21 protein-coding genes, 1 tRNA gene and 2 pseudogenes are annotated in these 25,196 nt (G+C 66.4%); 8 read left to right on the top strand and 16 right to left on the bottom strand.

Going from position 1 to position 25,196, the window contains the following annotated elements:
- Positions 1 to 14: 14 nt before the first annotated feature.
- From recF to rpmI, 10 genes are all read right to left on the bottom strand, one after another.
- Positions 15 to 1,292: a DNA replication/repair protein RecF gene (gene recF, locus IPM60_08340; protein ID MBK8907901.1), complete on the bottom strand. Its 1,278-nt coding sequence runs from the start codon at positions 1,290 to 1,292 to the stop codon at positions 15 to 17.
- A gap of 35 nt (positions 1,293 to 1,327) precedes the next feature.
- Positions 1,328 to 2,446: a DNA polymerase III subunit beta gene (locus tag IPM60_08335; GenBank protein ID MBK8907900.1), complete on the bottom strand. Its 1,119-nt coding sequence runs from the start codon at positions 2,444 to 2,446 to the stop codon at positions 1,328 to 1,330.
- 238 nt (positions 2,447 to 2,684) lie between these two features.
- Entirely contained in the window at positions 2,685 to 4,151 is a 1,467-nt protein-coding gene (dnaA, locus tag IPM60_08330; protein ID MBK8907899.1) for a chromosomal replication initiator protein DnaA, read from the bottom strand.
- 762 nt (positions 4,152 to 4,913) lie between these two features.
- Positions 4,914 to 5,180: a 30S ribosomal protein S20 gene (rpsT, locus tag IPM60_08325; protein MBK8907898.1), complete on the bottom strand. Its 267-nt coding sequence runs from the start codon at positions 5,178 to 5,180 to the stop codon at positions 4,914 to 4,916.
- 156 nt (positions 5,181 to 5,336) lie between these two features.
- The gene (locus IPM60_08320; protein ID MBK8907897.1) at positions 5,337 to 6,113 is read right to left on the bottom strand and encodes an enoyl-CoA hydratase; all 777 of its coding nucleotides are present in this window, start codon (positions 6,111 to 6,113) and stop codon (positions 5,337 to 5,339) included.
- A 37-nt stretch (positions 6,114 to 6,150) separates the two neighbouring features.
- On the bottom strand, positions 6,151 to 7,011 hold the full coding sequence (mutM, locus tag IPM60_08315) for a bifunctional DNA-formamidopyrimidine glycosylase/DNA-(apurinic or apyrimidinic site) lyase (GenBank protein ID MBK8907896.1): 861 nt from the start codon (positions 7,009 to 7,011) through the stop codon (positions 6,151 to 6,153).
- Positions 7,012 to 7,020: 9 nt separating this feature from the next.
- On the bottom strand, positions 7,021 to 9,435 hold the full coding sequence (locus IPM60_08310) for a phenylalanine--tRNA ligase subunit beta (GenBank protein ID MBK8907895.1): 2,415 nt from the start codon (positions 9,433 to 9,435) through the stop codon (positions 7,021 to 7,023).
- Positions 9,432 to 10,520, bottom strand: a complete 1,089-nt coding sequence (pheS, locus tag IPM60_08305) for a phenylalanine--tRNA ligase subunit alpha (protein MBK8907894.1) — start codon at positions 10,518 to 10,520, stop codon at positions 9,432 to 9,434. The genes IPM60_08310 and pheS overlap by 4 nt, the downstream gene beginning before the upstream one ends.
- 119 nt (positions 10,521 to 10,639) lie before the next feature.
- Positions 10,640 to 11,002 (bottom strand): 50S ribosomal protein L20, encoded by a 363-nt coding sequence (rplT, locus tag IPM60_08300; GenBank protein MBK8907893.1) that lies wholly within the window; start codon positions 11,000 to 11,002, stop codon positions 10,640 to 10,642.
- Between the two features lie 11 nt (positions 11,003 to 11,013).
- Positions 11,014 to 11,211 carry a 50S ribosomal protein L35 gene (gene rpmI, locus IPM60_08295; GenBank protein ID MBK8907892.1) on the bottom strand — a complete coding sequence of 66 codons (198 nt, stop codon included), beginning with the start codon at positions 11,209 to 11,211 and terminating at the stop codon, positions 11,014 to 11,016.
- A 463-nt stretch (positions 11,212 to 11,674) separates the two neighbouring features.
- Here rpmI and fabD point away from each other — a divergent pair, with 463 nt between their 5' ends.
- From fabD to gmk, 7 genes and pseudogenes are all read left to right on the top strand, one after another.
- Entirely contained in the window at positions 11,675 to 12,613 is a 939-nt protein-coding gene (gene fabD / locus IPM60_08290; GenBank protein MBK8907891.1) for an ACP S-malonyltransferase, read from the top strand.
- 33 nt (positions 12,614 to 12,646) lie between these two features.
- On the top strand, positions 12,647 to 13,384 hold the full coding sequence (fabG, locus tag IPM60_08285; protein MBK8907890.1) for a 3-oxoacyl-[acyl-carrier-protein] reductase: 738 nt from the start codon (positions 12,647 to 12,649) through the stop codon (positions 13,382 to 13,384).
- Between the two features lie 196 nt (positions 13,385 to 13,580).
- Positions 13,581 to 13,814: an acyl carrier protein gene (locus IPM60_08280; GenBank protein ID MBK8907889.1), complete on the top strand. Its 234-nt coding sequence runs from the start codon at positions 13,581 to 13,583 to the stop codon at positions 13,812 to 13,814.
- Between the two features lie 75 nt (positions 13,815 to 13,889).
- On the top strand, positions 13,890 to 15,152 hold the full coding sequence (fabF, locus tag IPM60_08275; protein ID MBK8907888.1) for a beta-ketoacyl-ACP synthase II: 1,263 nt from the start codon (positions 13,890 to 13,892) through the stop codon (positions 15,150 to 15,152).
- Positions 15,153 to 15,182: 30 nt separating this feature from the next.
- A complete protein-coding gene (mltG, locus tag IPM60_08270) occupies positions 15,183 to 16,160 on the top strand; it encodes an endolytic transglycosylase MltG (protein ID MBK8907887.1) in 978 nt (325 codons plus the stop codon).
- 110 nt (positions 16,161 to 16,270) lie between these two features.
- Positions 16,271 to 17,138 (top strand): annotated as a pseudogene (locus IPM60_08265) (YicC family protein).
- Positions 17,131 to 17,826 (top strand): guanylate kinase, encoded by a 696-nt coding sequence (gmk, locus tag IPM60_08260; GenBank protein MBK8907886.1) that lies wholly within the window; start codon positions 17,131 to 17,133, stop codon positions 17,824 to 17,826. Before IPM60_08265 ends, gmk begins: the two are co-directional and overlap by 8 nt.
- A gap of 14 nt (positions 17,827 to 17,840) precedes the next feature.
- Here gmk and IPM60_08255 read toward each other — a convergent pair whose 3' ends face one another.
- From IPM60_08255 to IPM60_08235, 5 genes are all read right to left on the bottom strand, one after another.
- Positions 17,841 to 18,410 (bottom strand): sugar O-acetyltransferase, encoded by a 570-nt coding sequence (locus IPM60_08255; protein MBK8907885.1) that lies wholly within the window; start codon positions 18,408 to 18,410, stop codon positions 17,841 to 17,843.
- Between the two features lie 22 nt (positions 18,411 to 18,432).
- A tRNA-Thr gene (locus IPM60_08250) sits at positions 18,433 to 18,508 on the bottom strand.
- A 68-nt stretch (positions 18,509 to 18,576) separates the two neighbouring features.
- Positions 18,577 to 19,578: a hypothetical protein gene (locus IPM60_08245; protein MBK8907884.1), complete on the bottom strand. Its 1,002-nt coding sequence runs from the start codon at positions 19,576 to 19,578 to the stop codon at positions 18,577 to 18,579.
- Positions 19,579 to 19,638: 60 nt separating this feature from the next.
- Positions 19,639 to 20,886: a 2-methylfumaryl-CoA isomerase gene (locus tag IPM60_08240; protein ID MBK8907883.1), complete on the bottom strand. Its 1,248-nt coding sequence runs from the start codon at positions 20,884 to 20,886 to the stop codon at positions 19,639 to 19,641.
- A 113-nt stretch (positions 20,887 to 20,999) separates the two neighbouring features.
- Positions 21,000 to 21,506, bottom strand: a complete 507-nt coding sequence (locus tag IPM60_08235) for a hypothetical protein (GenBank protein ID MBK8907882.1) — start codon at positions 21,504 to 21,506, stop codon at positions 21,000 to 21,002.
- Positions 21,507 to 21,729: 223 nt separating this feature from the next.
- On the opposite strand from IPM60_08235, the pseudogene mutS reads away from it, so the two are divergent.
- A pseudogene (mutS, locus tag IPM60_08230) lies at positions 21,730 to 24,372 on the top strand (DNA mismatch repair protein MutS).
- Here mutS and IPM60_08225 read toward each other — a convergent pair.
- Positions 24,367 to 25,152, bottom strand: coding sequence for a pyrimidine 5'-nucleotidase (locus IPM60_08225; GenBank protein ID MBK8907881.1), 786 nt, complete (start codon positions 25,150 to 25,152; stop codon positions 24,367 to 24,369). The pseudogene mutS and the gene IPM60_08225 sit on opposite strands and share 6 nt — an antisense overlap.
- Between the last annotated feature and the right edge of the window lie 44 nt (positions 25,153 to 25,196).

The following is a 25,196-nucleotide window of genomic DNA, read 5'->3' as shown; positions in this document are numbered from 1 at the left end:
TTCGCCTTCCATGATCACGTCTCTGAGGAGACTTCTCCGCAGAGTCGGGTCCGCGACTGCACGTAAGTGCGGTCGTCCGCGGTGAGGTCGCCGCTGTCGAGGGCGAGAAACTGCGCCCGGTCCCGCAGCGGACGAAAAATGGCCGGGTCACTGCCGGTCAGCCAGCTTTGCGCGTCCATCTCCGCCACCATATCGAGAAGGGCGCCGCGGTGGCGGCTGTCGAGGTGGGCCGTGACCTCGTCCAACAGGATCAACGGCAGCGCACCCCGTTCGACCGCCTGCAGGCGAGCGCCGCCGAGCATCAGGGCGATCAGCAGCGCCTTCTGCTCGCCCGTCGAGCAGGCTTGCGCCAACCGTCGCGTCCCGCGGTGCCGCACGACCAAGTCCGAGCGGTGCGGCCCGGAGCGGGTGGCGCCCGACTCGGCGTCGGCGCCCCGTCCGGCGGCCAGAAGCGTGCGAAAGCGGTCTTCACACGCGAGCGCCGGCGTCTCGGCAAGCCAGCCCTCGACCAGCCCGTCGACCTCCACATCGAGTCCCGGAAACGGCCCAGCGGGCTCCCCGCACATCTCGCCAAGCCGCAGCACCGCGTCACGCCGCGCGGCCGCGACCGCAACTCCATTGGTCGCCATCAGCTCTTCCAAGGCGCCCAGCCATGCCGCGTCGCCGCCTCCGTCCCGCAACAGGCGCCCCCGTTCGCGCAGCGCACGCTGATAGGCACCTGCACGATCTGCATGCCCCGGGTCGATGCCGAAGACGATGCGATCCAGCAGCCGGCGGCGACCGGAGGCGCCTTCGATGAACAGGCGGTCCATGTCCGGCGTCAGCCAAGTGACCGCCACTACCTCCGCGAGGGCGGTTTGACTGCGCTGGTTGGCGCCGTCGATGCGCACCGCACGGCGGTCGTGGCCGGCGGTTGGCTCGCCTTCGCGGCCGGTGCCGATCTCCACGATGCCGGCCGACGTCGTCAGTTGTGCAGCCACCGCCCAGGCGCTTTGCCCGAGTCCGGTTCCGCCGGTCTCCCCACTTGATCCGGTCTCTGTGCCGCTTTGCCACCGGTCCGGCTCGTCGAGCCGCACCCGGCGCAAGCCCCGGCCCGGGGCGAGGAAGGAAACGGCCTCAAGCACCGACGTCTTGCCGCTGCCGTTGGCGCCGGTCAGAACCACGGGTTGCGGCCCGACATCTACCCGCAGGTGGGCGAAACAGCGGAAGTTCGTCAAGGTCAGACGGTTGACGTAAACCCTGCCGGCCGCCTCATCCCGCCGTGCCCACGTCGCCGCTCGGTTGTCGAGGATGGTCAATCTTTCTAATCGTTAGAATTCATGGGTATTCAGACCCGCATCGGCATCAGCACGTAGATGGCGCTGGCATCTCCCACCTCCTGCAGGATCGTTGGCGAAGACGCATCCGCCATCACGAAGCGGGCGCTTTCCCCCTCGATCTGCTGCGCGATGTCCAGGAGGTAGCGGGAATTGAAGCCGATCTCCAGGGGGGTCCCTTCGTAGTGCACTTCGATCTCCTCGGTGGCGCTGCCGAATTCGGCGCTGCTCGCCGACAGCACCAGCATACCGTCGGCGACCGCCAGTTTCACCGCGCGCGACTTCTCGCTGGAGATGGCGGATACCCGGTCGACGGCATCGGTGAAGGAATGGCGATTGACGTCGAGCCGCTTGTCGTTGCCGACCGGGATGACGCGCTGATAATCCGGGAAGGTGCCGTCGATCAGCTTTGAGGTCAGCACCGCCGCGCCGCACGCGAAACGGATCATGGATTCAGAAAGGGCCACCTCCACGTCCGCGGCGCTTTCGTCGATGAGCTTGCGGACTTCGGTCACGGTCTTGCGTGGTACGATGACGCCCGGCATGCCGGCCGCTCCATCCGGGAGCGGCACCTCGACGCTGGCCAGCCGGTGACCATCGGTCGCCACCGCGCGCAGCACGGCGACGCCATTGCGCTCGGCGGCGTGCAGATAGATGCCATTGAGGTAATAACGGGTTTCCTCGGTGGAGATCGCAAAGCGCGTCCGGTCAATGAGGCCCTTCATCTCGCCGGCTGCGATCCGGAACATGTGGGGCAACTCGCCCCCGGCCATCAGCGGGAAGTCGGCGACGGGTCGGCACGGCAGCGTAAAGCGCGAGCGGCCGCTGCGCATCTGGATCCGCTCCGTATCGCCGCCGCTGTCCAGTTGCACTTCGGCGCCATCCGGAAGCCGCCGGACGATTTCAAACAGGGTATGGGCCGGCACCGTGGTCACGCCGGCGTTGGTGATGTTGGCAGTGACCGACTCGACCACCTCCAGATCCATATCGGTGGCGCTCAACTTGAGCTGCCCGTCCGCCGCTTCGAGCTTGATGTTGGAAAGGATGGGGATGGTGTTCCGCCGCTCGACCACGCTCTGAACGTGACCGAGGGTCTTGAGCAGCGCCGTCCGTTCGATGCTGAGTTTCATGGTGTTCTGATTTATAACAATTCGCCTGACCATGAGCCCAGCCGCGAGCACACTTTCATGCTCGCAGACCGGGACCGCGCCGCGAAACCAGTATACCAGAAGCCCTTAGCCGACGAAGCGAATTCGTCCGGGCAAGTCGGCGCCCGGCCGCTTATGACCGTGGCGCGTCCGTTACGTTAATTTGCCGCGTCGGCTTCCCATGGCGCAGAGCCGGGTGGACGCAGCAGGGGTTGAGCCATCAGCTTTCCAGCATGCGGCGCAGCAGCTCGACGTCTTCGGCGAAGCTGCCGTCGCTTGCAGTCAGCTCCTCAATCTTGCGAACCGCGTGCATCACCGTGGTGTGGTCACGGTTGCCGAACTTGCGGCCGATTTCGGGGAGCGACCGGGTGGTCAACTGCTTGGCGAGGAACATGGCGACCTGACGAGGGCGCGCCACGGCGCGGGCTCTTCGCGCCGAATGCATATCGGAGACGCGAATGTTGAAGTGCGTCGCCACCTGCTTCTGGATGTCCTCGATGGTGACCCTCCGATCGGCGGCGCGCAGCAGATCCTGCAGGACTTCCTGGCTGGTCTCCAGCGTGATGTCGCGGCCGACCAGTTGCGCGTGGGCCACGACCCGGTTCAGCGCCCCCTCGAGTTCGCGCACGTTGCTGGTGATGCGGTGGGCCAGGAACTCCATCACCTTGCGCGGGATCTCCACCTTTAGCTGCTCAGCCTTGGAGTGCAGAATGCCGAGGCGCAGCTCGAACGTGGTGGCGTGGATGTCGGCCACCAAACCGCAATTGAGGCGGGATTTAAGCCGCTCCTGGATCCCCTCAAGGTCGCTCGGCGATTTGTCGGCGGACAGCACGATCTGCCGCCCCTGGTCGACCAGGGCATTGAAGGTGTGGAAAAATTCCTCCTGGGTCGACTCCTTGCCGCTGATGAACTGGACGTCGTCGATCATCAACATGTCGACCGAGCGGAACTGATCCTTGAAATCGACGGTGGCCTGTTCGCGGAGCGCCCGGATGAACCGGTACATGAATTTTTCCGCTGTCAGGTAGATGATCGAGCGTCGGGGCGTTTGCCGGCGGACTTCCCAGCAAATGGCGTGCATCAAGTGGGTCTTGCCGAGACCGACGCCGCCATAAAGGAACAGCGGGTTGAACGCTGCACGCTCGCCGGAGGCGATGCGGCGGGCCGCTGCATAAGCAAACTCGTTGGGCTTGCCGACCACGAAATTGTCGAATGTGAGGCGCGTGTCGAGTGGAGCGCTGATATCGTCGTTCAGCTCACTGAAGAAACCGGCGGGCGGCGAGGAGGCGCCGTTCCCAACGATTGCACCCCGCGCAGAGTGAGTGGCGGCAACCGGGTCGGCGGCGCCGCGCCGGGGCGCGGCGGCCACGCCGCATTTCGGTTGGGGCGCCAGAGGCGACAGGTCTTTGAAGCCGTTCGAGCGTTCCGACTGAACGATGACGTCGATGCGCTGAACGTTCGGATTTGCCCCTTCCCACAGCGAACACAACCGTTCCAGATAATGGGCAAGCACCCAGTCGCGCATGAAGCGCGTCGGAACGGACATGGTGACTCGACCGTCCCCAACTCCCCGCACCGCCATGGGCTTGAGCCAGCTTTGATAAGCGGCTTCCCCTATTTCGCTTCGCAACTGCCCGCTGATCCGCACCCATTCCTGCTGAATCGGAGCCATCTCTTCGGTGCTCATCTTCATCCCGCCATCCCTTGTTCGGCTCGTTTTCGGGCCTTGTTCGGCCCGCTCTACGGGCGCGCTTGGTCACGACGAACGAGGCGACGAAGCATGATCAACGTTCTCTGATCGAACTCCAGCGCCTGCACCGCACATGCTCACCTGCACCGCATTTGCTCAGATTTCTAATACCGAGCCATACAGCCTTCGTCACAAGAGAGGACAGAATTTCCAGGCACCGCCAATCGACACACATCCCATCGGTCGCCGCTCTCCCAAACGAGGACCTGTCGGAGTGTCCGGGCATGTCTCGGTCCCCCAAGAAAGCGCATCCCGTCACAGATGTCATTTTACCCATAGGGTCTAAGGATACAACGCAATTGTTCCTTAATCTGTCAACACCATGTCAAGCTTAAAGCAATGACGCTCATATACTTGCGACGTCTTCTTCGCTTGTTTACGGTGAAGCCAGATGTAAGTGCCGGATTGACGGAGATTGCCGCGTATAACTTTCTTATTGTTGCTCAGCCGCCCGCTTTCCTCCAAGCCTCAGCGGCAGAAGGTACCGTTCCAGCCATTGTCATTCAACGTGGCCAGAATGAGAACCCTGATAAAAATTGACTTGACTCGTCACGGCGGGTTCTACTGCGGTGCTACCGCTCCGCGCCTTCGGCGTGAGCTGCTACAACCGCAAAGCCACTGGCCGGGCCTTGACCGCAGGCCCGGGGGACGACGTGTGCGTTATGATGTTTACAAGGGGAAGAAAGGACGGGCAACTTCTCAGGTCGACATGGCGTTAATGCGGGCCGACAACCGTGACAGCTTTCGAGATACCGTGTTGCCGTGCACCACGCCCTTGTTGACGCCCCGCATCAGCTCGGGTTGCGCCTCCCGAAACGCCGACAGCGCCTGTTGCTTGTCGCCGCTGGAGATCGCCAGCTCGACCTTCTTCACGAACGTCCGAATGCGGCTCACGCGCGCCCTGTTGATCGCCGCTCGCTTCACGGTCTGCCGGATGCGCTTCTTCGCCGATTGGTGATGTGCCATGTTTCTTCCTGCAGTTGGGTCGCGCCGAGCCGCTCTAGATCGAGTGAGCCACAACGAGGGGAACGCCGGCTTATATCCAATAGCCGGCGTTGCCGTCAATCGCGACGGTGAGCGCCCCGCGCTACGACCCGTGGTCCGATCCGCAGCGCGTCCGCGCTAACGGTTCTTGAATTCAGGTTTCCGCTTCTCAGCGAAAGCGGACATCCCCTCCTTCTGGTCCTCGGTGCCGAAGCTCGCCCAGAACATGCGCCGCTCGAAATAGATACCCTCGGCAAGGGTCGTCTCGAAGGCGCGGTTCACGGCTTCCTTGGCCGTCACAGCGGCGATGCGCGACATCTTGGCGATCTTCTCGGCCATCTTCATGGCCTCGGCCTCCAGCTCGGCGGCCGGCACCACGCGGCTGACGAGGCCGGAACGCTCCGCTTCCGCCGCGTCCATCATCCGCCCCGTGAGGCACATGTCCATGGCCTTGGCTTTGCCGATGGCGCGGGTCAGACGCTGGGTGCCGCCGGCGCCCGGGATGGTGCCGATGGTGATCTCCGGCTGGCCGAACTTGGCGGTGTCCGCGGCGATGATCGTGTCGCACATCATCGCCACTTCGCAGCCGCCGCCGAGAGCAAAGCCGGCAACCGCCGCGATCACCGGTTTCCGGCATTTCGGGATCGCCTCCCAGTTGCTGGTGATGAAGTTCTCCTTGAAACAGTCGACCGCCGTCTTGTCCTTCATCTCCTTGATGTCGGCGCCGGCGGCGAAAGCCTTGTCGCTGCCGGTGATGAGGATGGCGCCGACCGCGTCGTCGGCCTCGAAGCCTGCCAAAGCTTCGCCCATCTCCGTCATCAGGCGGGCGTTGAGGGCGTTCAACGCGTCCGGCCGGTTGAGCCGGATGAACCCGACGGCGCCCCGTGTCTCGGCAATGATGTGTTGGTATGCCATGTCTCGTTCTCCCCTTTTTCTGTGGGATTTCATACCATCAGCGTTGCTGCTTTGCACAATAAAACGTCGACCGCCCCGCCTGAACAATGCGTCGCACGCCACCGGTGACCCCCGCCGCGCCAGGGTCCGCTCCACCGCAGGTACAGGTCGGGCACTCTCGGCCTTCGCGCCCGTAGACCGCGAAGCCGTGCTGGAAGGTCCCGAGCTCGCCGGCCGGCGCCCTGTGATCGCGGAGCGACGATCCGCCGGCCGCGATGGCATCGTTGAGCACCGTCTTGATCGCCTTGACCAGGCGCCCGGCACGGCGTCCGACGATCGTCCCCGCCAGCCGGGTGGGGGAGAGGCCGGCGCGGTACAGGCTCTCACACGCATAGATGTTGCCGATGCCGGCAATGATGCTCTGGTCGAGCACCGCCGACTTTATCGGCATCGTGCGGCCGGCCAGGCGTCGCTGCAGCCACGCGCCGGAGAACCCGGCGCTCAACGGCTCGATGCCGAGGCGCGCCAGCATCGAATAGGCATCGAGTTCAGCCGCCGGTACCAGGTCCATGAAGCCGAACCGCCGCGGGTCGCGGAAGCGCACCGTGACGCCGGCCTCGGTCGTGAGCACCACGTGATCGTGGCGACCGGGCTCTGGTGCGTCGCCTGCGGCCACCTGAAACCGCCCCGACATGCCGAGATGGGCGATCAGCACGTTGCCGTCGTCGAGACGGAACAGCAGGAACTTGCCGCGTCGGTCGATGGCGTCTACCCGCACGCCGGCGAGGCGCCGCGCGAAATCCCGAGGCAGCGGAAACCGCAGGTCCAGGCGCCGGCACACCACCGCGGCCAGCCGCCGCCCTTCCAAAACCGGCGCCAGGCCCCGCCGCACCGTTTCCACCTCGGGTAGTTCTGGCATGGCCACAACCTAGGTGCGCAGCGCGCCGCCGGTCGCTTTTTCGACGCGGCTTCGAACCTTCTCGGCGACGGACTCCAGGTCCGCGTCGGTCAGGGTGCGCTCCGTCGGCTGCAGGACGACGGTGATGCCGAGGGACTTTTTGTCCACGCCGAGGCTTTCGCCGACGAACAGGTCGAACACGCGGACCTCGCTGATCAGCGCCTTGTCGGCGCCGCGCGCCGCACGCACCAGGTCCTGCGCCGCGACACTCCGATCGACGATGAAGGCAAAGTCCCGCTCGACCGGCTGGAAAGGTGACAGTGCCAGCGGCGGCCTGAGACTCCCCGCCCGCCGCTTCGCGGACGGCAGGGTGTCGATGAACACCTCGAACGCTGCCACCGGGCCGGAAACGTCCATCTGCCGCAGCACTCGGGGGTGGATTTCGCCGAACACGGCCAGCACCGCGGTTGGCCCGAGACGCACGGTGCCGGAGCGGCCGGGGTGGTACCAGTCGGGCGCTCCGTCCAGCGCTATCAACTTGTCCGCCGGCGCCCCGAGCGCGGTCAGAACTGCCATGGCGTCGGCCTTGGCGTCGAAGACATCCCATGCCCGCGGCGTCTCGTCCCAGTGTTTCGGCCCGGTGCGCCTGCAGCGGATGCCTGCGGCGACCATGCGTTGGTCTTCCGGCGCCACGCCGGCGTACTGCGGCCCGACCTCGAACAAGTGCGCATCGGCCACGCCGCGGTCGGCGTTGCGCCCGGCCGCGGCGATCAGATTGGGAAGGATGGTCGGCCGCATCGTGTCCAGATCGGCGCTGATCGGATTGACAAGACGGAGCGCGTTCGGAACCGGCGCGAACGACTGCAGGCTCGCGGACGACATGAACGAATAAGTGACGGCTTCGACGAGGCCGCGCGTCGCCAGGGTTCTGCGGGCGAGGGCGCGTCGCCGCTGCGACGGCGTCAGGGCGGGTTCCGGCAGCGTCGCGAGCCGCGGCAGCGGGGTCGCCGGCACACGGTCGTAGCCGGCGATGCGCACCACCTCCTCGACCAGGCAAGCTTCGCCGACCACATCGGTCCGCCACGGCGGGACTGCGACATCGAGTGCCTCGCCCCCCGTTCCCGAGACCGAGAATCCGAGCGCCTCGAGGATACGCTGCGCCTCGCTCTCCGGGACGTCGACGCCGGCGAGGGTGCGCACGCGCTCCGGCCGAAACGCAACGGTGCGCCGCCACTCCGGTTCGGCCCCGGCGATCACCAAATCGGAGGCCTCGCCGCCGCACAGATCGAGCACCAGTCGCGTCGCCATCTCCATGCCGTCGATCACGAACGACGGGTCGACGCCGCGCTCGAACCTGTAGCGGGCGTCGGACGGCAGGCTGAGCTCGCGGCCAGTGGTGGCGGTGCGGACGGGATCGAACAGCGCCGCCTCAAGAAACACGTTGCGGGTGACCCCGGTGCAGGCAGTGCGCTCTCCGCCCATGACGCCGCCGAGGGCTTGGGGCTCCTCGTCGTCGGCGATGACGGTCATGGAGCCGCCGAGCCCGTACTCGCGGCCATTGAGAGCCGCCAGCCGCTCGCCCGGACGCGCCAGACGGACGTGCAGATCGCCACGCACCCGGTCGGCGTCAAACGCGTGCAGCGGCCGGCAGACATTGAGGGTCATCAGGTTGGTAATGTCGACCAATGCCGAAATCGGACGGAGGCCCGCCGCCAGTAAGAGGCGCTTCAACCACTCGGGACTTTCTCTGTTGGTGACCCCACGGATATACCGGCCGACGAAGTACGGGCAGGCATCGCCGTCGCCGTCGGAGAACTCCCGAAACACGCGGATCGGGCTCGAAAACTGGCCGGGCACCGCCTCGATGGGGAGCGACTTGAGCGTTCCCGCCCCGGCCGCCGCCAGATCGCGGGCGATGCCGCGGACGCCGAGACAATCGCCGCGGTTGGGCGTCACCGCCACGTCGATGACCGGATCGGCCAAGCCCAGCACATCGACGACGCGGGCGCCGAGCGGCGCCTCCGCCGGAAGCTCTATGATCCCGGTGTGCTCGTCGGAGAGCCCCAACTCCCGCTCCGACAGCAACATGCCGTTGCTTTCGACGCCGCGGATGGTGGCGCGCTTGAGAAACACGCCGGTGCCGGGAACGTGGGTGCCGACCGGCGCGAACACCCCCATCAAGCCGGCGCGGGCATTGGGCGCGCCGCAGACCACCTGCGCGATGCCGGTGCCGGGACCGGCGTCGACGACGCAGACGCTGAGCTTGTCGGCGTCCGGATGGCGGTGCGCCTCGACGACGCGGGCGACGACAAAATCTTCGAGGCCGCGGCCGCGGTCGGCCACGCCATCGACCTCGAGGCCAATCATCGTCAATCGCTCGACGATCGTGTCGACCGAGGCCGCGGTTTCAAGGTGCCGCTTCAGCCACGACAGCGGGACTTTCACGCCTCCAGCCCCCCCACCAGGTTCGGAACCGTAAGGGCGGAGAAGCCGTAGTGCCGCAACCAGCGCAGGTCGGACTCGAAGAACGTGCGCAGATCCGGGATGCCGTACTTCAGCATGGCGATACGCTCGATCCCCATGCCGAACGCGAAGCCCTGGTAGCGGCGCGAATCGATCCCGCAGTTCTCCAGGACACGCGGGTTGACCATGCCGCTGCCGAGGATTTCGAGCCAGTCGTCGCCGTGGCCGATCCGCAAAGACCCGCCCTCGCGGGTGCAGCCGATGTCCACTTCCGCGGAGGGTTCCGTGAACGGGAAGTAGCTGGCGCGGAAGCGCACCGGCAGATCGTCGACCCCGAAAAATGCCCGGCAGAACTCGATCAGGCAGCCCTTGAGGTGACCCATGTGCGTCGTCGTGTCCACCACCAGCCCTTCGACCTGATGGAACATCGGCGAGTGGGTCGCGTCGTAGTCGCAGCGGTAGGTGCGGCCGGGGGCGATGATGCGAAGCGGCGGCGCCTCGCGCAGCATGGTGCGTATCTGCACCGGCGAAGTGTGGGTGCGCAGCACCAGCCGGTCGCCGTCGGCGTCGCGTCCCGTCGAGCCAGGCAGATAGAACGTGTCCATCTCCTGGCGCGCCGGATGCTCGGGCGGGATATTGAGGGCGGTGAAGTTGTGCCAGTCATCCTCGATGTCGGGACCTTCGGCGACCGAGAACCCCATTTCGCCGAAGATGGCGATCACCTCGTCGATCGTCTGGCTGATCGGATGGATGCGGCCGCTCGCCTCCGGACGGGACGGGAGCGTGACATCCACCGCCTCCTGCAGGATTCGCGACTCCAACTCCGCATCGGCGAGCGCCGCCTTGCGGGCGTCGATGGCGGCGGCGATATCCGCCTTGACGACGTTGAGGGCGGCGCCGGCGGCGCGGCGGGCTTCCGGATCCAGTCCGCCCAGCCCTTTCATCAGCGCCGTGATCCGACCCTTCTTGCCGAGAGCGGCGACGCGGATCTTTTCCACGCTCTCCATGTCGGCGGCGGCGTCGATGGCGGCCAATGCCTCCGCCCGCAGTGTCTCCGGGTTGTCCATCGATGTTCCGGTCGTAGATTGTCCGCTCCCGGATTGTCCGCTCCCGCTGGCGGCCAGAACCGCGAAGGGTCTACTCGCGGATCATCGGCCCCAGGAACGGCTGGCGAAGCGGCGGTTGATCAGGCAGTTGCGGCGGCGTCCCGCGCCGTGTCGACCAGCGCCTTGAACGCCTCCGGTTCGCGCACCGCCAGATCCGACAGCATCTTGCGGTCGATCTCGATACCGGCCTGGATCAGGCCGTGCATGAACTGCGAATACGTCAAGCCGTGCTCGCGGGCGCCGGCGTTGATCCTCGTGATCCACAAACGCCGGAACGTGCGCTTGCGGTTGCGGCGGTCGCGGTAGGCGTACTGCAGGGCCTTCTCGACCTTCTCGACCGCGACGCGATAGACGTTGTTGTTGCGGCCGCGATACCCGGCGGCGCGATCGATGACCTTCTTGTGGCGCGCTCTCGCCGTTACGCCCCTTTTGACACGAGCCATGGTCGATCCTCCTAACGATAGGGCATGCCGGACTTGGCGGTCGCGGCATCGGCTTTGCACAATATGAACGTGCCGCGCGCCTGGCGCTTCATCTTCTGCGAACGCTTGCGCAGGTTGTGCTGTTTGCAGCCGACGTTGGCGCGCACCTTGCCGCTGGCCGTCAACCGAAAGCGCTTCTTGAATGCTGACTTGGTCTTCAACTTGGGCATTTCGGGGTCCTCTTCTTCGACTCTTACGTATCGCCCCGCCTAGACGTGATCGGTAGGCGATGACAGCGGCGCGGCATGCCCCTGCCGCCACCACATGCGTGTTGTCCACCGGAAGCCGTGGCTTATAAGGGATGTTGCGTGGAGTTTGCAAGCTGCGGATCCCGACCTTGCGGTATGAGCGGGCTTGCAAGCGCATCGTCGCCCGTCGGGGAGACGGCCAACAACGATTCTCTCGGGACGGCACGGCGCGCGCTTGGCGTTGCAAGCGCCCGTTTACAATCTGTAACAAAACGTGTTCGTACCCAGGGTTGTCATAAAAAGCTTAATATAACAGTAGCATAAATCCCGCGAGGCCGAAGACCCCGCTCGCGGCCCCGGCGTCGTTCGGGGCGCCGCCTTGACACACCCTTCTGCTACGGTATTTCAACGCCTGACAGCTCTCCATCAACCGGGGGGATTCAGAATGAATCACGTATACGTTTTTCCGGGTCAAGGCTCACAGGCCGTCGGCATGGGCCGCGAGCTGGCGGAGAATTTTCCCGCCGCGCGCGAAGTGTTCGAAGAGGTCAATGATGCCCTCAACGAAGATTTGACGAAACTGATGTTCGAGGGGCCGGAAAATGAGTTGACGCTGACGGCCAATGCCCAGCCGGCGCTGATGGCCGTCAGCCTCGCCGCATTCCGCGTGCTGCAGGCGGAGCGGGCGTTTGATCTGGCCAGCGACGTTCGCTACGTCGCCGGCCACTCGCTGGGCGAGTATTCGGCCCTCGCCGCCGTCGGCAGCTTGTCAGTCGGTGACGCCGCCCGATTGCTGCGGGTGCGAGGTCAAGCGATGCAGGAGGCGGTTCCGGTCGGCATCGGCGGCATGGCCGCCGTTCCGTTGGGTCTGGCCGAAGCGTGCATGGTCGCCGAGGAGGCCGCGCAGGGCGAAGTCTGCTCCGCCGCCAACGACAATGCGCCGAAACAGGTGGTCTTGAGCGGGGCGATCCGGGCGTTGCGCCGGGCGCTCGGCATCGCAGAGGCCCGCGGAGCGCGCCGCAGCATCCTGTTGCCGGTCAGCGCCCCGTTCCATTGCGAACTGATGGCGCCGGCCGCGGCGCGGCTGGAAGAGGCCCTGCGCGCGGTGCATCTGAAAGACCCGTGCGTGCCGCTGATCTCTAACGTCACTGCGTCCACCGCCGAAACGGCGGAGGAAATTCGCAGGCTCCTTGTGGATCAGATCACGTCGATGGTGCGTTGGCGGGAAAGCGTCATCCGGATGATCGAGGACGGAGTGCATACCTTCGTCGAGGTCGGCGCCGGCAAGGTTCTGTCGGGGCTGGTCCGCCGCGTCGACAAGAGCCTCTCCGCCGTTTCGTTGGGAACTCCCGCGGAGATCGACGCCTATCTGGCCACCACCTGAACAGCGACGCCGAAAACCATCGGCAAGCGGCGCATGTTCGACCTTTCCGGCAAGTGCGTCCTCCTGACCGGGGCGTCCGGCGGCATCGGCGGCGCCATCGCCAGGGCCTGCGTCAGACAAGGTGCATCCGTCGCCCTCTCCGGCACGCGCACGCAGGCGCTTGAAGCGCTGGCGGCTGAGTTGGGTTCTGCGGCGTGCGCCGTGCCGGGCGACCTGCAGAGCGCCGAGGGCTGCGCAGCCCTGGCTGGCGCAGCGGAGGAACGGCTGGGTCGGATTGACGTCCTCGTCCACAACGCCGGCGTCACCCGCGACAATTTGCTGTTGCGACTGTCGGACGATGAGTGGCGGACGGTGCTGGACGTCAATCTTTCAGCGGCGTTCTATCTGGCTCGCGCCGCACTGCGGCGCATGATGAAGCGCCGCTGGGGCCGCCTGATCGGGATCACCTCTATCGTCGGCGTGACCGGCAATGCCGGCCAGGCGAACTACGCCGCATCAAAGGCCGGGATGGCGGGGCTGTTCAAGAGCGTCGCTCACGAAGTGGCAAAACGCGGCATCACCGCCAATTGTATAGCGCCAGGTTACATCGAGACCGCGATGACCGACGTGTTGTCGGACGAGCAGAAGAGGGCGATCGTCGCCGCCGTGCCTCAGGCACGGGCCGGGACACCGGCGGACGTCGCCGCGTGCGTGGTGTTCCTGGCAAGCGAGGAAGCCGGGTACGTGACCGGCCAGACGCTGCATGTGAACGGTGGGATGGCGATGCTTTGAGATGTCGGCAGGTCGGGGATACATCGTGCGCGCGAAGCACGCTGTCCGACTGGTCAACGCGGTTTCGTTGTGCTAGTCAGGCCGGCGGTCGGACGAGGCAGACAGGGGCAGCCGAACCGGGACCCAAGAACTGTGTCTTATCGGTTTCAATAACATCAAAATTCAACTTCAATCAGGACTATCGAGGGCCAGAACGATGAGTGACGTTGCAGATCGAGTGAAAAAAATCATTGTTGAACATTTGGGCGTCGAAGAATCGAAAGTCGTGGAGAATGCCAGCTTCATCGACGACCTGGGCGCCGACAGTCTCGACACCGTCGAGCTGGTCATGGCGTTCGAAGAAGAATTCGGGATCGAAATCCCGGACGAAGCGGCGGAAAAGATCACCACCGTCAAGGACGCCGTGGATTACATTAAGAACGCGAGCTAGGCTGGCGCTCGTTTTCTTGAGACGCCGGCTGCAACGCCGGCAAGCCTTCATGTTCTCGATATGTGACGGACGATCATGAGACGTGTAGCGGTTACTGGGCTTGGTTTGGTGTCTCCGCTCGGGTGCGGGGTGGACGTCAACTGGGAACGGCTGATCAACGGCGAATCGGGCATTCGGGCCATCCAGGCTTTCGATGTGTCCGATTTGCCGGCAAAGATCGCCGGGAATGTTCCTCGCGGGGAAACGGCCGACGGCGGGTTCAACGCCGATGACTGGGTGCCGCCGAAAGAGCAGCGGCGGATGGACACCTTCATCGTGTTTGCCTTGGCGGCCGTGGAGCAAGCCATCGAAGATGCGGGCTGGCGACCCCAGGACGACGAAAGCCGGTCCCGCACCGGGATCATGATCGGCTCCGGCATCGGCGGTTTGCCGGAAATCGCCCGCGGGGCGGTGCTCCTCGAGAAGTCCGGCCCTCGGCGTATCAGCCCCTTCTTCATTCCGGCGACGCTCATCAACCTTGCCAGCGGCCATGTGTCCATCAAGTATGGGTTCACCGGCCCGAACCACTCCGTCGTCACGGCATGCGCCACCGGCGCCCACGCCATCGGCGACGCATCACGCCTTATCATGCTGGACGATGCAGACGTGATGATCGCCGGCGGCACCGAGGCGGCCATCTGCCGGCTGGGCATCGCCGGGTTCGCCGCGGCCAAGGCGCTCTCCACGAGATACAACGACACGCCGGAAAAGGCGTCGCGACCGTGGGACGTGGGCCGCGACGGTTTCGTGATGAGCGAAGGCGCCGGCATCGTCATACTCGAGGAATGGGAGCACGCAAAGAAGCGCGGCGCGACCATCTACGCGGAGGTCATCGGCTATGGCCTGTCCGGGGATGCCTACCACATCACCGCGCCGTCCGAGGATGGACGCGGCGCCTACAACTGCATGCGCATGGCGATGCGGCACGCGCAACTGGCGCCGGAAGATGTCGGCTACATCAACGCCCACGGAACCTCGACGCCGCTCGGCGACGAGATCGAACTCGGCGCGGTCAAGCGACTGTTCGGAGAAGCCGCCTACAAGCTGTCGATGTCCTCGACCAAATCCGCGGTCGGACACCTGCTCGGCGCCGCCGGCGCGGCGGAGGCGATCTTCACCATCAAGGCGCTGCAGACCGGCATCCTGCCGCCGACCCTCAATCTGGATGAACCTGACGAGGGGTGCGATCTGGACTTGATCCCGCACGTCGCCAAGGAACGTCCGATCGGCGTCGCGTTGTCCAATTCGTTCGGCTTCGGCGGCACCAACGCATCGCTCGCCTTCAAGGCCGCCAACTAGAGCGCGGTCTGCGCGCGTCCCTGCTGCGCCATGTGGCGGCTCTTCCGGTGGCTGCTCACGGCATCGGTCATCTTGGCTCTCGGGGCTGGGGCCGTGTTTCTGTGGGGCTGGAACGACTACACCAAGCCCGGCCCGCTCCCTGACGCCAGGGCGGTGGTAATTCCCAAGGGCGCGAGCGTCGCCGGCATCGCCCGAATGCTCGGCGATGCCGGGGTCATCGACAATCCGCTCGTGTTCCAATTGGCGGTGCGTTTGCAGAAGCCGGCCGATCCGCTTCGCGCCGGGGAATACGCGTTTCCGCCGGCCGTCAGCATCGAGGAGGCGATCACCCTCCTGCGCGCTGGCGACACCGTCGTGCGGCGACTGACGGTGCCGGAGGGTTTGACGAGCACCGAGGTGATCAACCTCCTCAACGCCTCGCCGGCGCTGGAGGGTCATGTCGATCAGCGCGTGCCGGAAGGGACGCTGCTGCCGGAAACCTACCATTACAGTTATGGCGACAGCCGCGCCGAACTGCTTCAGCGCATGCAGACCGCCATGGGGACCGCCGTGGCGGAGTTATGGGCGGCGCGCCCGCCGGACCTTCCGCTCGCCTCCCCCGACGACCTTGTCATTCTCGCCTCCATCATCGAAAAGGAAACGGCAGTGCCCGCGGAACGGCCGAGAGTGGCGGCGGTGTTCCACAATCGCCTCAAGAAAGGCATGCGCCTGCAGTCCGACCCGACGGTCGCCTACGGATTGGCCGGTAGCGAGGGTGCGCTGCCGCGTCCTCTGACACGGGCCGATCTGGAGCAGCCGACCCCTTACAACACCTATATGATCGACGGCCTGCCGCCGGGGCCGATCGCCAATCCCGGCCGCGACTCCCTCGAGGCTGTCATCAACCCGGCCGACACCGATGACCTCTACTTCGTCGCCGACGGCAGCGGTGGGCACGCCTTCGCCCGCACCCTCCAGGAGCACAACCGCAACGTCGCACGCTGGCGGAAGCTCCAGAACCAGCGGTAGCCAGCTTCGCGTCACGAACCCGCAGCCTGCTGCTTGTTGTACCGTGGCAGGCCCCCTATAACCGGTGCGACCGATCACCGCCGAGGAGCGCCCGAGTGACCATCGTTTCCATGACTGGGTTCGCGCGAGCGCAGGGGGCGGTCCGATGATCGCACATGGACCTGGGAAGTGCGCAGCGTCAACAGCCGCGGGCTCGATGTGCGCTGCCGCTATCCCGCCGGCATGGAGTCCATCGAGATCCCGGCGCGCGAGCGCGTCGCCAAGCGCTTCAAGCGCGGCAGCATCGGGCTCAACCTGACGACGGTCCTCACGGCCGGCCAGACCGGCGTCCGCATCAACCACGACGCCCTCGATCAGATCCTGGGGCTGGTGCCGGAGATCCACCGCCGCTTGGTCGATTTCCGTCCATCCAGCGCCGACGGGCTGCTCGCGCTGCGCGGGGTCATCGAGTTGTCCGAGGAAGAGCTGACCGACGAGGCGCGCAGCGCCACGGAAACGGCGGTTCTCGCCACCCTCGACGAAGCGCTCGACGGCTTGGCGCGCACCCGCAGCGAAGAAGGCGCCCGGCTGGCGCCGGTCCTGGCCGCCCATCTCGATGGCATCATCTCGGGCTGCGATCAGGCCGCGCGGGTTGCCGCGGCGCAACCGGCCGCCATCTACGCGCGCCTCAAGGAGCAGGTGGCGGTGCTGGCGGACACGCTGCCGGAGGACCGGCTGATGCAAGAGGCCGCGCTGCTCGCCACCAAGGCAGATGCACGCGAGGAACTGGACCGCCTCAAAGCCCATTGCGCGGCCGCGCGGCAGTTGCTGGAGGACCCTGCGCCCGTCGGACGGCGGCTCGATTTCCTCTGTCAGGAGTTCAATCGCGAAGCCAACACCCTCTGCTCGAAAGCGTCCGACGTGGAACTGACGCGCATCGGCCTTCAGCTCAAGGCCGGCATCGAGCAGTTGCGTGAGCAGGTCCAGAATATTGAGTGAGCCGGACGGCCACAGCAGCGTCACTGCCGCCGACAGTGCGGCCAGCGCCCGCCGCGGGTTGCTGTTGGTCCTGTCATCGCCGTCCGGGGCCGGCAAGACCACCATCGCGCGGGGCGTGCTTGCCGGAACCTCCGGCTTCGCCGTTTCGATCTCCGCGACGACCCGGCAGCCCCGGCAGGGTGAACAGGACGGCGTCGATTACCATTTCGTCGATGACGGCGCGTTCGACCGCCTGCTCGCCGAGGGCGAGTTGCTCGAGCACGCGGTGGTGTTCGGCAACCGCTACGGCACGCCGCGGACGCCGGTGGAGACGGCGCTGGCCGCCGGCCGGGACATGCTGTTCGACGTGGACTGGCAGGGCGCCCAGCAACTCCGCGCCAGCGCCGGCGCCGACCTGGTCAGCGTCTTCATCCTGCCCCCGTCGTATGAAGAACTGAGGCGGCGGTTGAGCGCCCGCGGCCAGGACACGGCGGCCGTGGTTACGGCGCGGATGGCCAAGGCGGCAGCGGAAATGCGCCACTGGCACGAGTACGACTACGTCGTCATCAACCAGGACGCCGGCCGCGCCATCGCCGAGGTCACCGCCGTCGTCACCGCAGAACGCCTGCGCCGCTCCCGCCGCACCGGGCTGCCGGCCTTCGTCGACGCCCTTTGCGGCGCGCCCCCGCAGGGGGCACAGCGGGACTGACGGCAGTCGCACCTTCAGGCGCTGGGCAGGCGATGCGGCAGGATCCGGGCTGGGTTGCCGACCACCGTAGCGCCGGCCGGCACGTCGCGGGTGACCACGCTGCCGGCGCCAATCACCGAATCGTCGCCGACGGTGAGTCCGGGAAGGATGATCGCGCCGCCGCCGATCCACACGTCGCTGCCGATGTGCACCGGACGGCCGAACTCCAGGCCGCTGCGCCGTTCCTCAGCGCCGCGCGGATGGTCGGCGGAATAGATGTGCACGCCCGGCCCGATCTGGGTCCGGGCGCCAATCGTGACTTCGACCACGTCCAGGACAACGCAACCGAAGTTCATGAACGCGTCCGCCGCAAGGCGGATGTTGAACCCGAAGTCGCAATGGAACGGGGCGCGGATCACGGCGCGTGCCTCGATCTGGCCCAGGCGTTCGGCAAGAATGGCGCGGCGCTCTTCCGGCGGAGAGGCCGATGCCGCGTTGAACCGCGCCAACCAGGCTTTGGTCTCGGCCTGCTTGCGCTGAATCTCTGGATCGGCGGGCCTGTAAAGGCCGCCGGCGAGCATCTTCGCGAGTTCACTGCGAGCCAGGATATGATCTCCGCGACGAGGATGGTGCCGCACGAGGGACTTGAACCCCCAACCTACCGCTTACAAGGCGGTTGCTCTACCAGTTGAGCTAGTGCGGCGTGGAGCAATGTAGCCAACCGGATTCCGTGGATCGCATGACCTTGCTCTTCAGGAGATATACAGGATGTCACGATCCTTCGGAACCGGCCGGTTCGATCCACATTTTGTCGAAGTAGAGCGTCCCCTTCATTCGTTCGAACACCTCGTCGTACGTGTACATGCCGATCGACAGGTGCGGCCGGCGCTGACCGTAAACTGACTGAACCGGACCGCGGAACCTCTCCCATGTGTCGAACGCCATCGCGCCGTTGATCCAAACCCTGTAACCGCCGCGCTGGCTGCCGAGATACTCCTGCTCGATGGTGTAGCACCGACCCGGCTCGACCGGCGGCCCGATCGGCTTGACGCAGTACTCGAAGTCGCGCCCGCGCCGGTCGACGTCGTCGCGATCGCCGCGAACGCATGCGTAGAAGTACGACCCGCGCGGATCGCCGGCAATGTGCAGCGCGGCGTTGGGGTTGCCTCTGCTTTGAACCTGCGAAATCAAAACCCAATTCGTCCGCGCCAACCAGGAACGGGCGTCGCTCGGCACGCACATCTCGTATCCGAAACGGAACCGTTGCTCCAGGGGCCAGTAGATCCCCCGGCCGAAGTTGCACCCGGCGTTCGCTTCCCCGGCTTCGGGGGCGACGATCGGAATGACCATGGCATGCGCGCGGGCAACCTTGTGCTGGTTGTAGACGTAGTCGTCGGGACCGCGCTCGCACCGCACCTTGCCGTTGTCCGCGAGGTAGCAGGCGCTGTTGCGTGCGTTGCCGCGCATGAACGACCGCGGGCTCGCGCTCACCTGGAACAGGTCGAACTGGTCGCCGCCCTTCTTCCGATACTTCTCCGCGGCGATGTCGTTCCAGTTCGCAACCACCCCGGGCGCGAGTTCGGCGCTGTCGAATCGCCAGCACGGGTTCGCCCGCGTCTGCGTCTGCTGCGGCGCATCGGGCGGCTTCCGGTAGGGTGGCCCGAGTTCTGGAGGCTCGAAAGCGGTGCCGTATGCGGGCGCCGCCGCCCAGGCCGGGAACGCCAAGAGTGCGAGCACCACTGCCGCCCGCATGATGATCACCCGGAACCCCATGAAGCTGCTCTCCCGCCTGCCTCTCTCTCGGCCACTCACCCCCGCCCGCGGTCCCATTCGTCAATCCACGGGCCGGGCGAAGGCGCTTTTCTCCGGCCCGGCGACGATGCGGTCGTCGTGCAGGCGCCCGACCTCGCCTTCGCTCAGTCCCAGGACCTCCAGCAACACCTCGTCGGTGTGCTCGCCCAGCATCGGCGCCCGCCGCGGCGGCACCCGGTCGGCCGCGCCAAACGCGAGCGGCGAGCCCGGCATCAGATAGGTGCCGATGCCGGGCTGCTCGATCATCCCGAACATCGGGTTCTGGGTCGAGCAGTCCGGATCGTGTTCCACCGTCTCGCGGACGCTGTGGTAGGGCGCCCAGGTGACGCCGTGGGCATCGAAGATGCGCCGCACCTCGCCCAGCAGCCGGGTCGCGAACCATGGCTCGAAGATGCGGGCGATCTCGCGGCGGGCTCGAAACCGGTTGCCCTCGGTCGCGAAATCGAGGCGAAGGCGCTTGCCGAGCGCATCGAGCTCGTCGCCGAGCTCGGTCGCCTTGACCAGGCTCGCCCACTGGTTGCGGGTGAGGCCGACCACCATCAGCCGCTTTCCATCCAGCGTGCCGAAGTCGCGGCCAAAGGCGCCGTAGAGGTAGTTGCCGTCCTTCGGCCGGTCGGCGTCGTTGACCATCACCTCGGCGATCTTGCCGAGGTGCGAAAGCATGGCGAGCGCCACGTCCTTGAGCGCGATCTTGACGAGTTGTCCCGCGCCGGTCCGCCGCCGGTGCCGCTCCGCGGCCAGCAAGCCGACCGCCGCCATCTGCCCGGCTATGCAGTCCCAGGCCGGCAGCAAGTGGTTGACCGGGCGGGGAAAGACGGTCGGGCCGGTGACCAGCGGGAAGCCGACCTGCGGGTTGACGGTGTAGTCCACTTCGGACGTGCCATCCCAGCGACCGGTCAGGTTGACCATGATCAGATCGTCGCGCCCGGCCTTGAGCGTGCCATAATCGAGCCAGCCGCGGCTCGGGAAGTTGGTGAGGAAAAGACCGGCGTCGTCGCCGGGTGCAGTGATGAGCCGGCTCAGGATTTCCTGTCCCTGCGGCTTGCGGAAGTCGATGGCGACGGAGCGCTTGCCCTTGTTGAGGCCGGCCCAGAACAGGCTGTGCTGGCCGTCCAGCGTCACCGGCCATCGCGTATAGTCGAGGCCGCCGCCGATGGGATCGAAGCGGATCACGTCGGCGCCGAGTTGCGCCAGGGTCATGCCGCCAAGCGGCATGGCCACGAACGCCGACCCCTCGACCACCCGCAGCCCGTCAAGAATCCCGGTCATGTCCGTCGCCCTCGGAAAGGGTTCATTCCTGTTGTTGCTCGCTGATGTCGTCACGGCGCGATGGAAATGAGGAAAGCCGCTATTGCCCTGACTTTCCTCTGCCCTCAATGCACCTAAACCGCAGCCTGCGGACGGTGGCTGTGGACGTTGGTACCGCCGTTTTCGGACAGAACCCGCGCCGCCACCTCTTCGCGCTCTGCTGCCTCGGCACGCACCCACAAGATGACGCCGCCCGCTTCAATGGAACGGGCGAACTGGTCGGTGTGCGGCGTCGCCGTGACTTCTTCGAGCACCTCCTTCACGGCGATGCCTCCGACGGCCGCACCGATTACTGCGGCGATGGTCGCCGCCACTGGCCCTCCGGCAAGGAAGATCGCGCCGGAGGCAACCAGCGGCTGTTCGTAGCGCAGTTCGTCGACGAGCGCCACCAGCCGCTGCTTCCACGTCCGCCCGGATTTATCGGCCGCCTCGATGGACTCGTGAGAGGCGAGCAGGCTCAAATCGGCGTCCGCGAAGCCTGCGGCCTTGAGGCCGGCGATCGCCCGCTCCACGCCCTCGCGGCTGCCGAACAGGCCGACAACTTCGGTCGGCCCATCATCGTCATTCCGTTCTGTGCTCACGTGTCCTCCACTCCGGCGGTCGCCGCCACTATGCCGCGGCGATCTCCCGATGCATAGCCCCGAGGTTCGGCGGCATGATAGTCTCTGGCCGCAGACATGGGACGCGCAATCCGTGCAATCTTCAGAGAAAGGCCATCCGCTGACGGAAAACAACGCCCCGGCGACGGCTGCCGCAGAGCCCGCCCAAGCGAAGGCCGTCTTGGCGGACCCGGCCCTCACGCCGATGATGGCGCAATATCTTGGCATCAAGCGCCAGCATCCGGACTGTCTCCTGTTCTATCGCATGGGCGACTTTACGAACTGTTCTTCGAGGACGCGGTCCACGCCGCGGCGGCGCTCGACATCGCGCTGACCAAGCGCGGCAAGCACCTCGGCGACGACATCCCGATGTGCGGCGTGCCGGTGGTGAGCCACGAAACCTACCTGGCGCGGCTGATCCGGTGCGGGCTTCAAGGTGGCGATCTGCGAGCAGACCGAGGATCCGGCGGCAGCCCGCAAGCGCGGCGGCAAGAGCGTCGTCGAGCGGGAAGTGGTGCGGGTCATCACTGCCGGCACACTGACCGAAGAGACGCTGCTGGAATCCCGCCGCAACAACTACCTCGCCGCCTGCGCCGAGGCGGGCGCGGCTTTCGGGGTAGCGTGGCTCGATGTGTCGACCGGGGCGTTTCACACCCAGCCGGCGGCGCTTGCGGATCTGGAGGCGATCCTGGCGCGCCTGGAGCCGGGCGAGTTTCTGGTGCCGGAGCCCGTGCTGCAGCGCCCGCACCTGTTCGAGACCCTGGCGCGCTGGCGCGAGCGCCTGACGCCGTTGCCGGCCGCCCGCTTCGACAGCGCCAATGCCCGCCGTCGGCTGCATGCGGTGTTCGGCGTCGAAACCATGGATGCGTTCGGCGCGTTCGACCGTGCCGAGATCGCCGCAGCCGGCGCTCTCGTCGACTACGTGGCGTCCACGCAGAAAGGAAAACTGCCGCGCATCATGCGACCGAGGCGGCTCGCCCGGGGCGCCGTCATGGAGATCGACGCCGCAACCCGGCGCAACCTGGAACTGACCTGCACCCTCGCCGGGGAACGCCGCGGCAGCCTGGTCGGCGTCATCGACCGCACCGTCACCGGCGCCGGAGCGCGCCTGCTCGCCGCCCGCCTGACGGCGCCGCTCACAGACGTCGACGCCATCGACCGGCGCCTCGACATGGTGCGGTTCTTCGTTGAAGCGGCCCGGACCCGCGACGCGGTCCGCGGCCTGCTCAGGCGCTGCCCGGACATGGAACGGGCGCTCTCCCGCCTGACTCTCGGCCGCGGCGGCCCGCGTGACCTGGCGGCGGTGCGCGATGGTCTGGCTCTTACCGCGGAGCTTCGCTCTGCGCTGGCTGCGGTAGGCCTCAGCGGCCGGCCGCCCGGGATCGAAGCCCTGGTCGCCGACCTCGGCGCCCACACGACGCTGGTCGAGCGCCTCGGCAGGGCGCTGGCTCCCGACCTGCCGCACTTCGCCCGCGACGGTCAGTTCATCGCCGCCGGCTATCTTCCCGAGCTTGATGAGCAACGCCGGCTGCGCGATGACGCGCGCAAGCTGATCGCCGCGCTGCAGGCGCGCTACGCCGCCGAGACCGGGCTGCAGGTCCTGAAAATCCGCCACAACAACGTGCTTGGATATTTTGTCGAGGTTCCGGCCAAACAGGCGCCGCGGATGCCGTCGGGACCGGACGGGCCGTTCCGCCACCGTCAGACCATGGCCAACGCCAGCCGCTACTCCACGGTCGAGTTGAGCGAGTTGGAGACGCGCATCGCCCGCGCCGGCGACACGGCGCTGGCCATGGAGATGGAGCTGTTCGACGACCTGGTCTCCGAAGCTTCGGGACGCGCCGAACAGATCGCGCTCGCCGCAGCATCCATCGCCGCGCTCGATGTCGCCGCGGCGCTTGCCCACCTCGCCGTCGACGCCCGCTACTGCCGCCCAGTGGTCGACGACACGGAAGATTTCTGCGTCACCGGCGGCCGTCATCCGCTGGTCGAGGCCGCGCTGGCGCAAGGCGACGACCCGGCGTTCATCGCCAATGACTGCGCACTCGCCGACGGCCGGCGCTTGTGGCTGATCACCGGGCCCAACATGGCCGGCAAGAGCACCTTCCTCCGCCAGAACGCGATCGTCGCCGTGATGGCGCAAATGGGCTCATACGTTCCGGCTGAAGCGGCGCGGATCGGCATCGTCGACCGCCTGTTCTCGCGCATCGGCGCCGCCGACGAGCTCGCGCGCGGGCGCTCGACGTTCATGGTGGAAATGGTGGAGACCGCCGCGATCCTGCACAAAGCCGGGCCGCGGTCTTTTGTCATCTTCGACGAGATCGGCCGCGGCACCGCCACCTTTGACGGCCTCTCCATCGCCTGGGCGGTGGTCGAACACCTGCACGCGGTCAACCGCTGCCGCGCCCTGTTCGCCACCCATTACCACGAACTAACGGCGCTCGCCGCCAAGCTCGAGCACGTCGCATGCCATACGATGCGGGTCAAGGAATGGCAGGACGACGTCGTGTTCCTGCACGAAGTGGTGCCGGGAACCGCGGACCGGTCGTACGGCATTCATGTCGGCCGGCTTGCAGGTTTGCCCGAGGCCGTCGTCGCGCGGGCGGAACAGGTGCTGGCAACATTGGAAACCGGGGAGCAGTCGTCCGCGATTACCCGCCTCGCCGATGATTTGCCGCTGTTCGCTGCGGCCGCCGCCGCCCGCTCGTCTCCCGCCGGACCATCTGCCGCCGCCCCGCCCCAACTACAACCGTCGCCACTGGAGGCGGAACTCCGCGCCATCGACATCGACGCCCTCACCCCGCGCGCCGCCCTCGACCTGCTCTACCGCTGGCGGGACGCCCTATAGGTCAGCCGTCGGCTTGGGTCCGCCGCCGGCGACCTGACGGAGCCAGGCCACCAAGTCCTCCACCTCATAGTCTATGCGCACGGCGTCGCGACCGGCGCACCCGAAGGCCGATTCGGTGCGCACCCACACCGTGGTCATGCCGAGCAGCGCCGCCGGCATCAGGTTGCGGGCCATGTCCTCAACCATGACCGTCGTCCGTGGATCGAGGCCGTGGCGCTTGACCATCATGTCGTAGGCCGCAGGCTCCGGCTTCGGCTGGTAGTTGGCCTCGACGATGTCGAACACGGCATCGATGTGGTGGGCGACGCCGAGCCGCTCGATGACTCTTTCGGCGTGACGCGTTGACGCATTGGTGTATATGATTTTGCGTCCCGGCAAATCGGCCAATGCCGCATCCAATTCGGGACAGGGCGGGAGAACGGACAAGTCGATGTCATGGACGCGCTCCAGGAACGGTTTGGGATCCATGCGGTGAAGACGCATCAGGCCGCTGAGCGACATCCCGAACTCGGTGAAATACTGCTTCTGCAGCCGGTGCGCATCATCCACGGGGACGCCGAGGAAGGCCGCGATGTAGGTGCGCATGCGCACGTCGATCTGGTCGAACAGATCGAATCTGGCCGAGTAGAGGGTGTTGTCGAGATCGAACACCCAGGCGGCGGACTCGCGAAGGGACCGAAGAGCGCCCGACGCCGGTGCAGGCGTACCGCCAGGGCGCCCGTCAGGAGGGCCGCCGTCCAGCCGATCGCCGTGGCCGAAGATCCTGTCGCTCCCATGCATCGTGCCATAGTTGTGACGGGATGCCGGCGGCGTGACAAGCGCAA

It is taken from the genome of Rhodospirillales bacterium, assembly GCA_016710335.1.
GTDB lineage: Bacteria > Pseudomonadota > Alphaproteobacteria > Rhodospirillales > Defluviicoccaceae > JADJXQ01.
The sequence above is the reverse complement of the archived record's forward strand: the minus strand, read 5'-3'. Positions and strand labels throughout refer to the sequence as shown.

Bases quoted from the DNA above. Each gene is read 5' to 3' on its own strand.
- mltG (MBK8907887.1), top strand. From the start codon at position 15,183: ATGTGGCGGCTCTTCCGGTGGCTGCTCACGGCATCGGTCATCTTGGCT.
- fabF (MBK8907888.1), top strand. From the start codon at position 13,890: ATGAGACGTGTAGCGGTTACTGGGCTTGGTTTGGTGTCTCCGCTCGGG.
- pheS (MBK8907894.1), bottom strand. From the start codon at position 10,520: ATGGACAACCCGGAGACACTGCGGGCGGAGGCATTGGCCGCCATCGAC.
- fabD (MBK8907891.1), top strand. From the start codon at position 11,675: ATGAATCACGTATACGTTTTTCCGGGTCAAGGCTCACAGGCCGTCGGC.
- IPM60_08245 (MBK8907884.1), bottom strand. From the start codon at position 19,578: ATGGGGTTCCGGGTGATCATCATGCGGGCGGCAGTGGTGCTCGCACTC.
- dnaA (MBK8907899.1), bottom strand. From the start codon at position 4,151: ATGAGCACCGAAGAGATGGCTCCGATTCAGCAGGAATGGGTGCGGATC.
- rpmI (MBK8907892.1), bottom strand. From the start codon at position 11,211: ATGCCCAAGTTGAAGACCAAGTCAGCATTCAAGAAGCGCTTTCGGTTG.
- IPM60_08320 (MBK8907897.1), bottom strand. From the start codon at position 6,113: ATGGCATACCAACACATCATTGCCGAGACACGGGGCGCCGTCGGGTTC.
- IPM60_08280 (MBK8907889.1), top strand. From the start codon at position 13,581: ATGAGTGACGTTGCAGATCGAGTGAAAAAAATCATTGTTGAACATTTG.
- rplT (MBK8907893.1), bottom strand. From the start codon at position 11,002: ATGGCTCGTGTCAAAAGGGGCGTAACGGCGAGAGCGCGCCACAAGAAG.
- IPM60_08335 (MBK8907900.1), bottom strand. From the start codon at position 2,446: ATGAAACTCAGCATCGAACGGACGGCGCTGCTCAAGACCCTCGGTCAC.
- IPM60_08225 (MBK8907881.1), bottom strand. From the start codon at position 25,152: ATGCATGGGAGCGACAGGATCTTCGGCCACGGCGATCGGCTGGACGGC.
- rpsT (MBK8907898.1), bottom strand. From the start codon at position 5,180: ATGGCACATCACCAATCGGCGAAGAAGCGCATCCGGCAGACCGTGAAG.
- mutM (MBK8907896.1), bottom strand. From the start codon at position 7,011: ATGCCAGAACTACCCGAGGTGGAAACGGTGCGGCGGGGCCTGGCGCCG.
- fabG (MBK8907890.1), top strand. From the start codon at position 12,647: ATGTTCGACCTTTCCGGCAAGTGCGTCCTCCTGACCGGGGCGTCCGGC.
- IPM60_08240 (MBK8907883.1), bottom strand. From the start codon at position 20,886: ATGACCGGGATTCTTGACGGGCTGCGGGTGGTCGAGGGGTCGGCGTTC.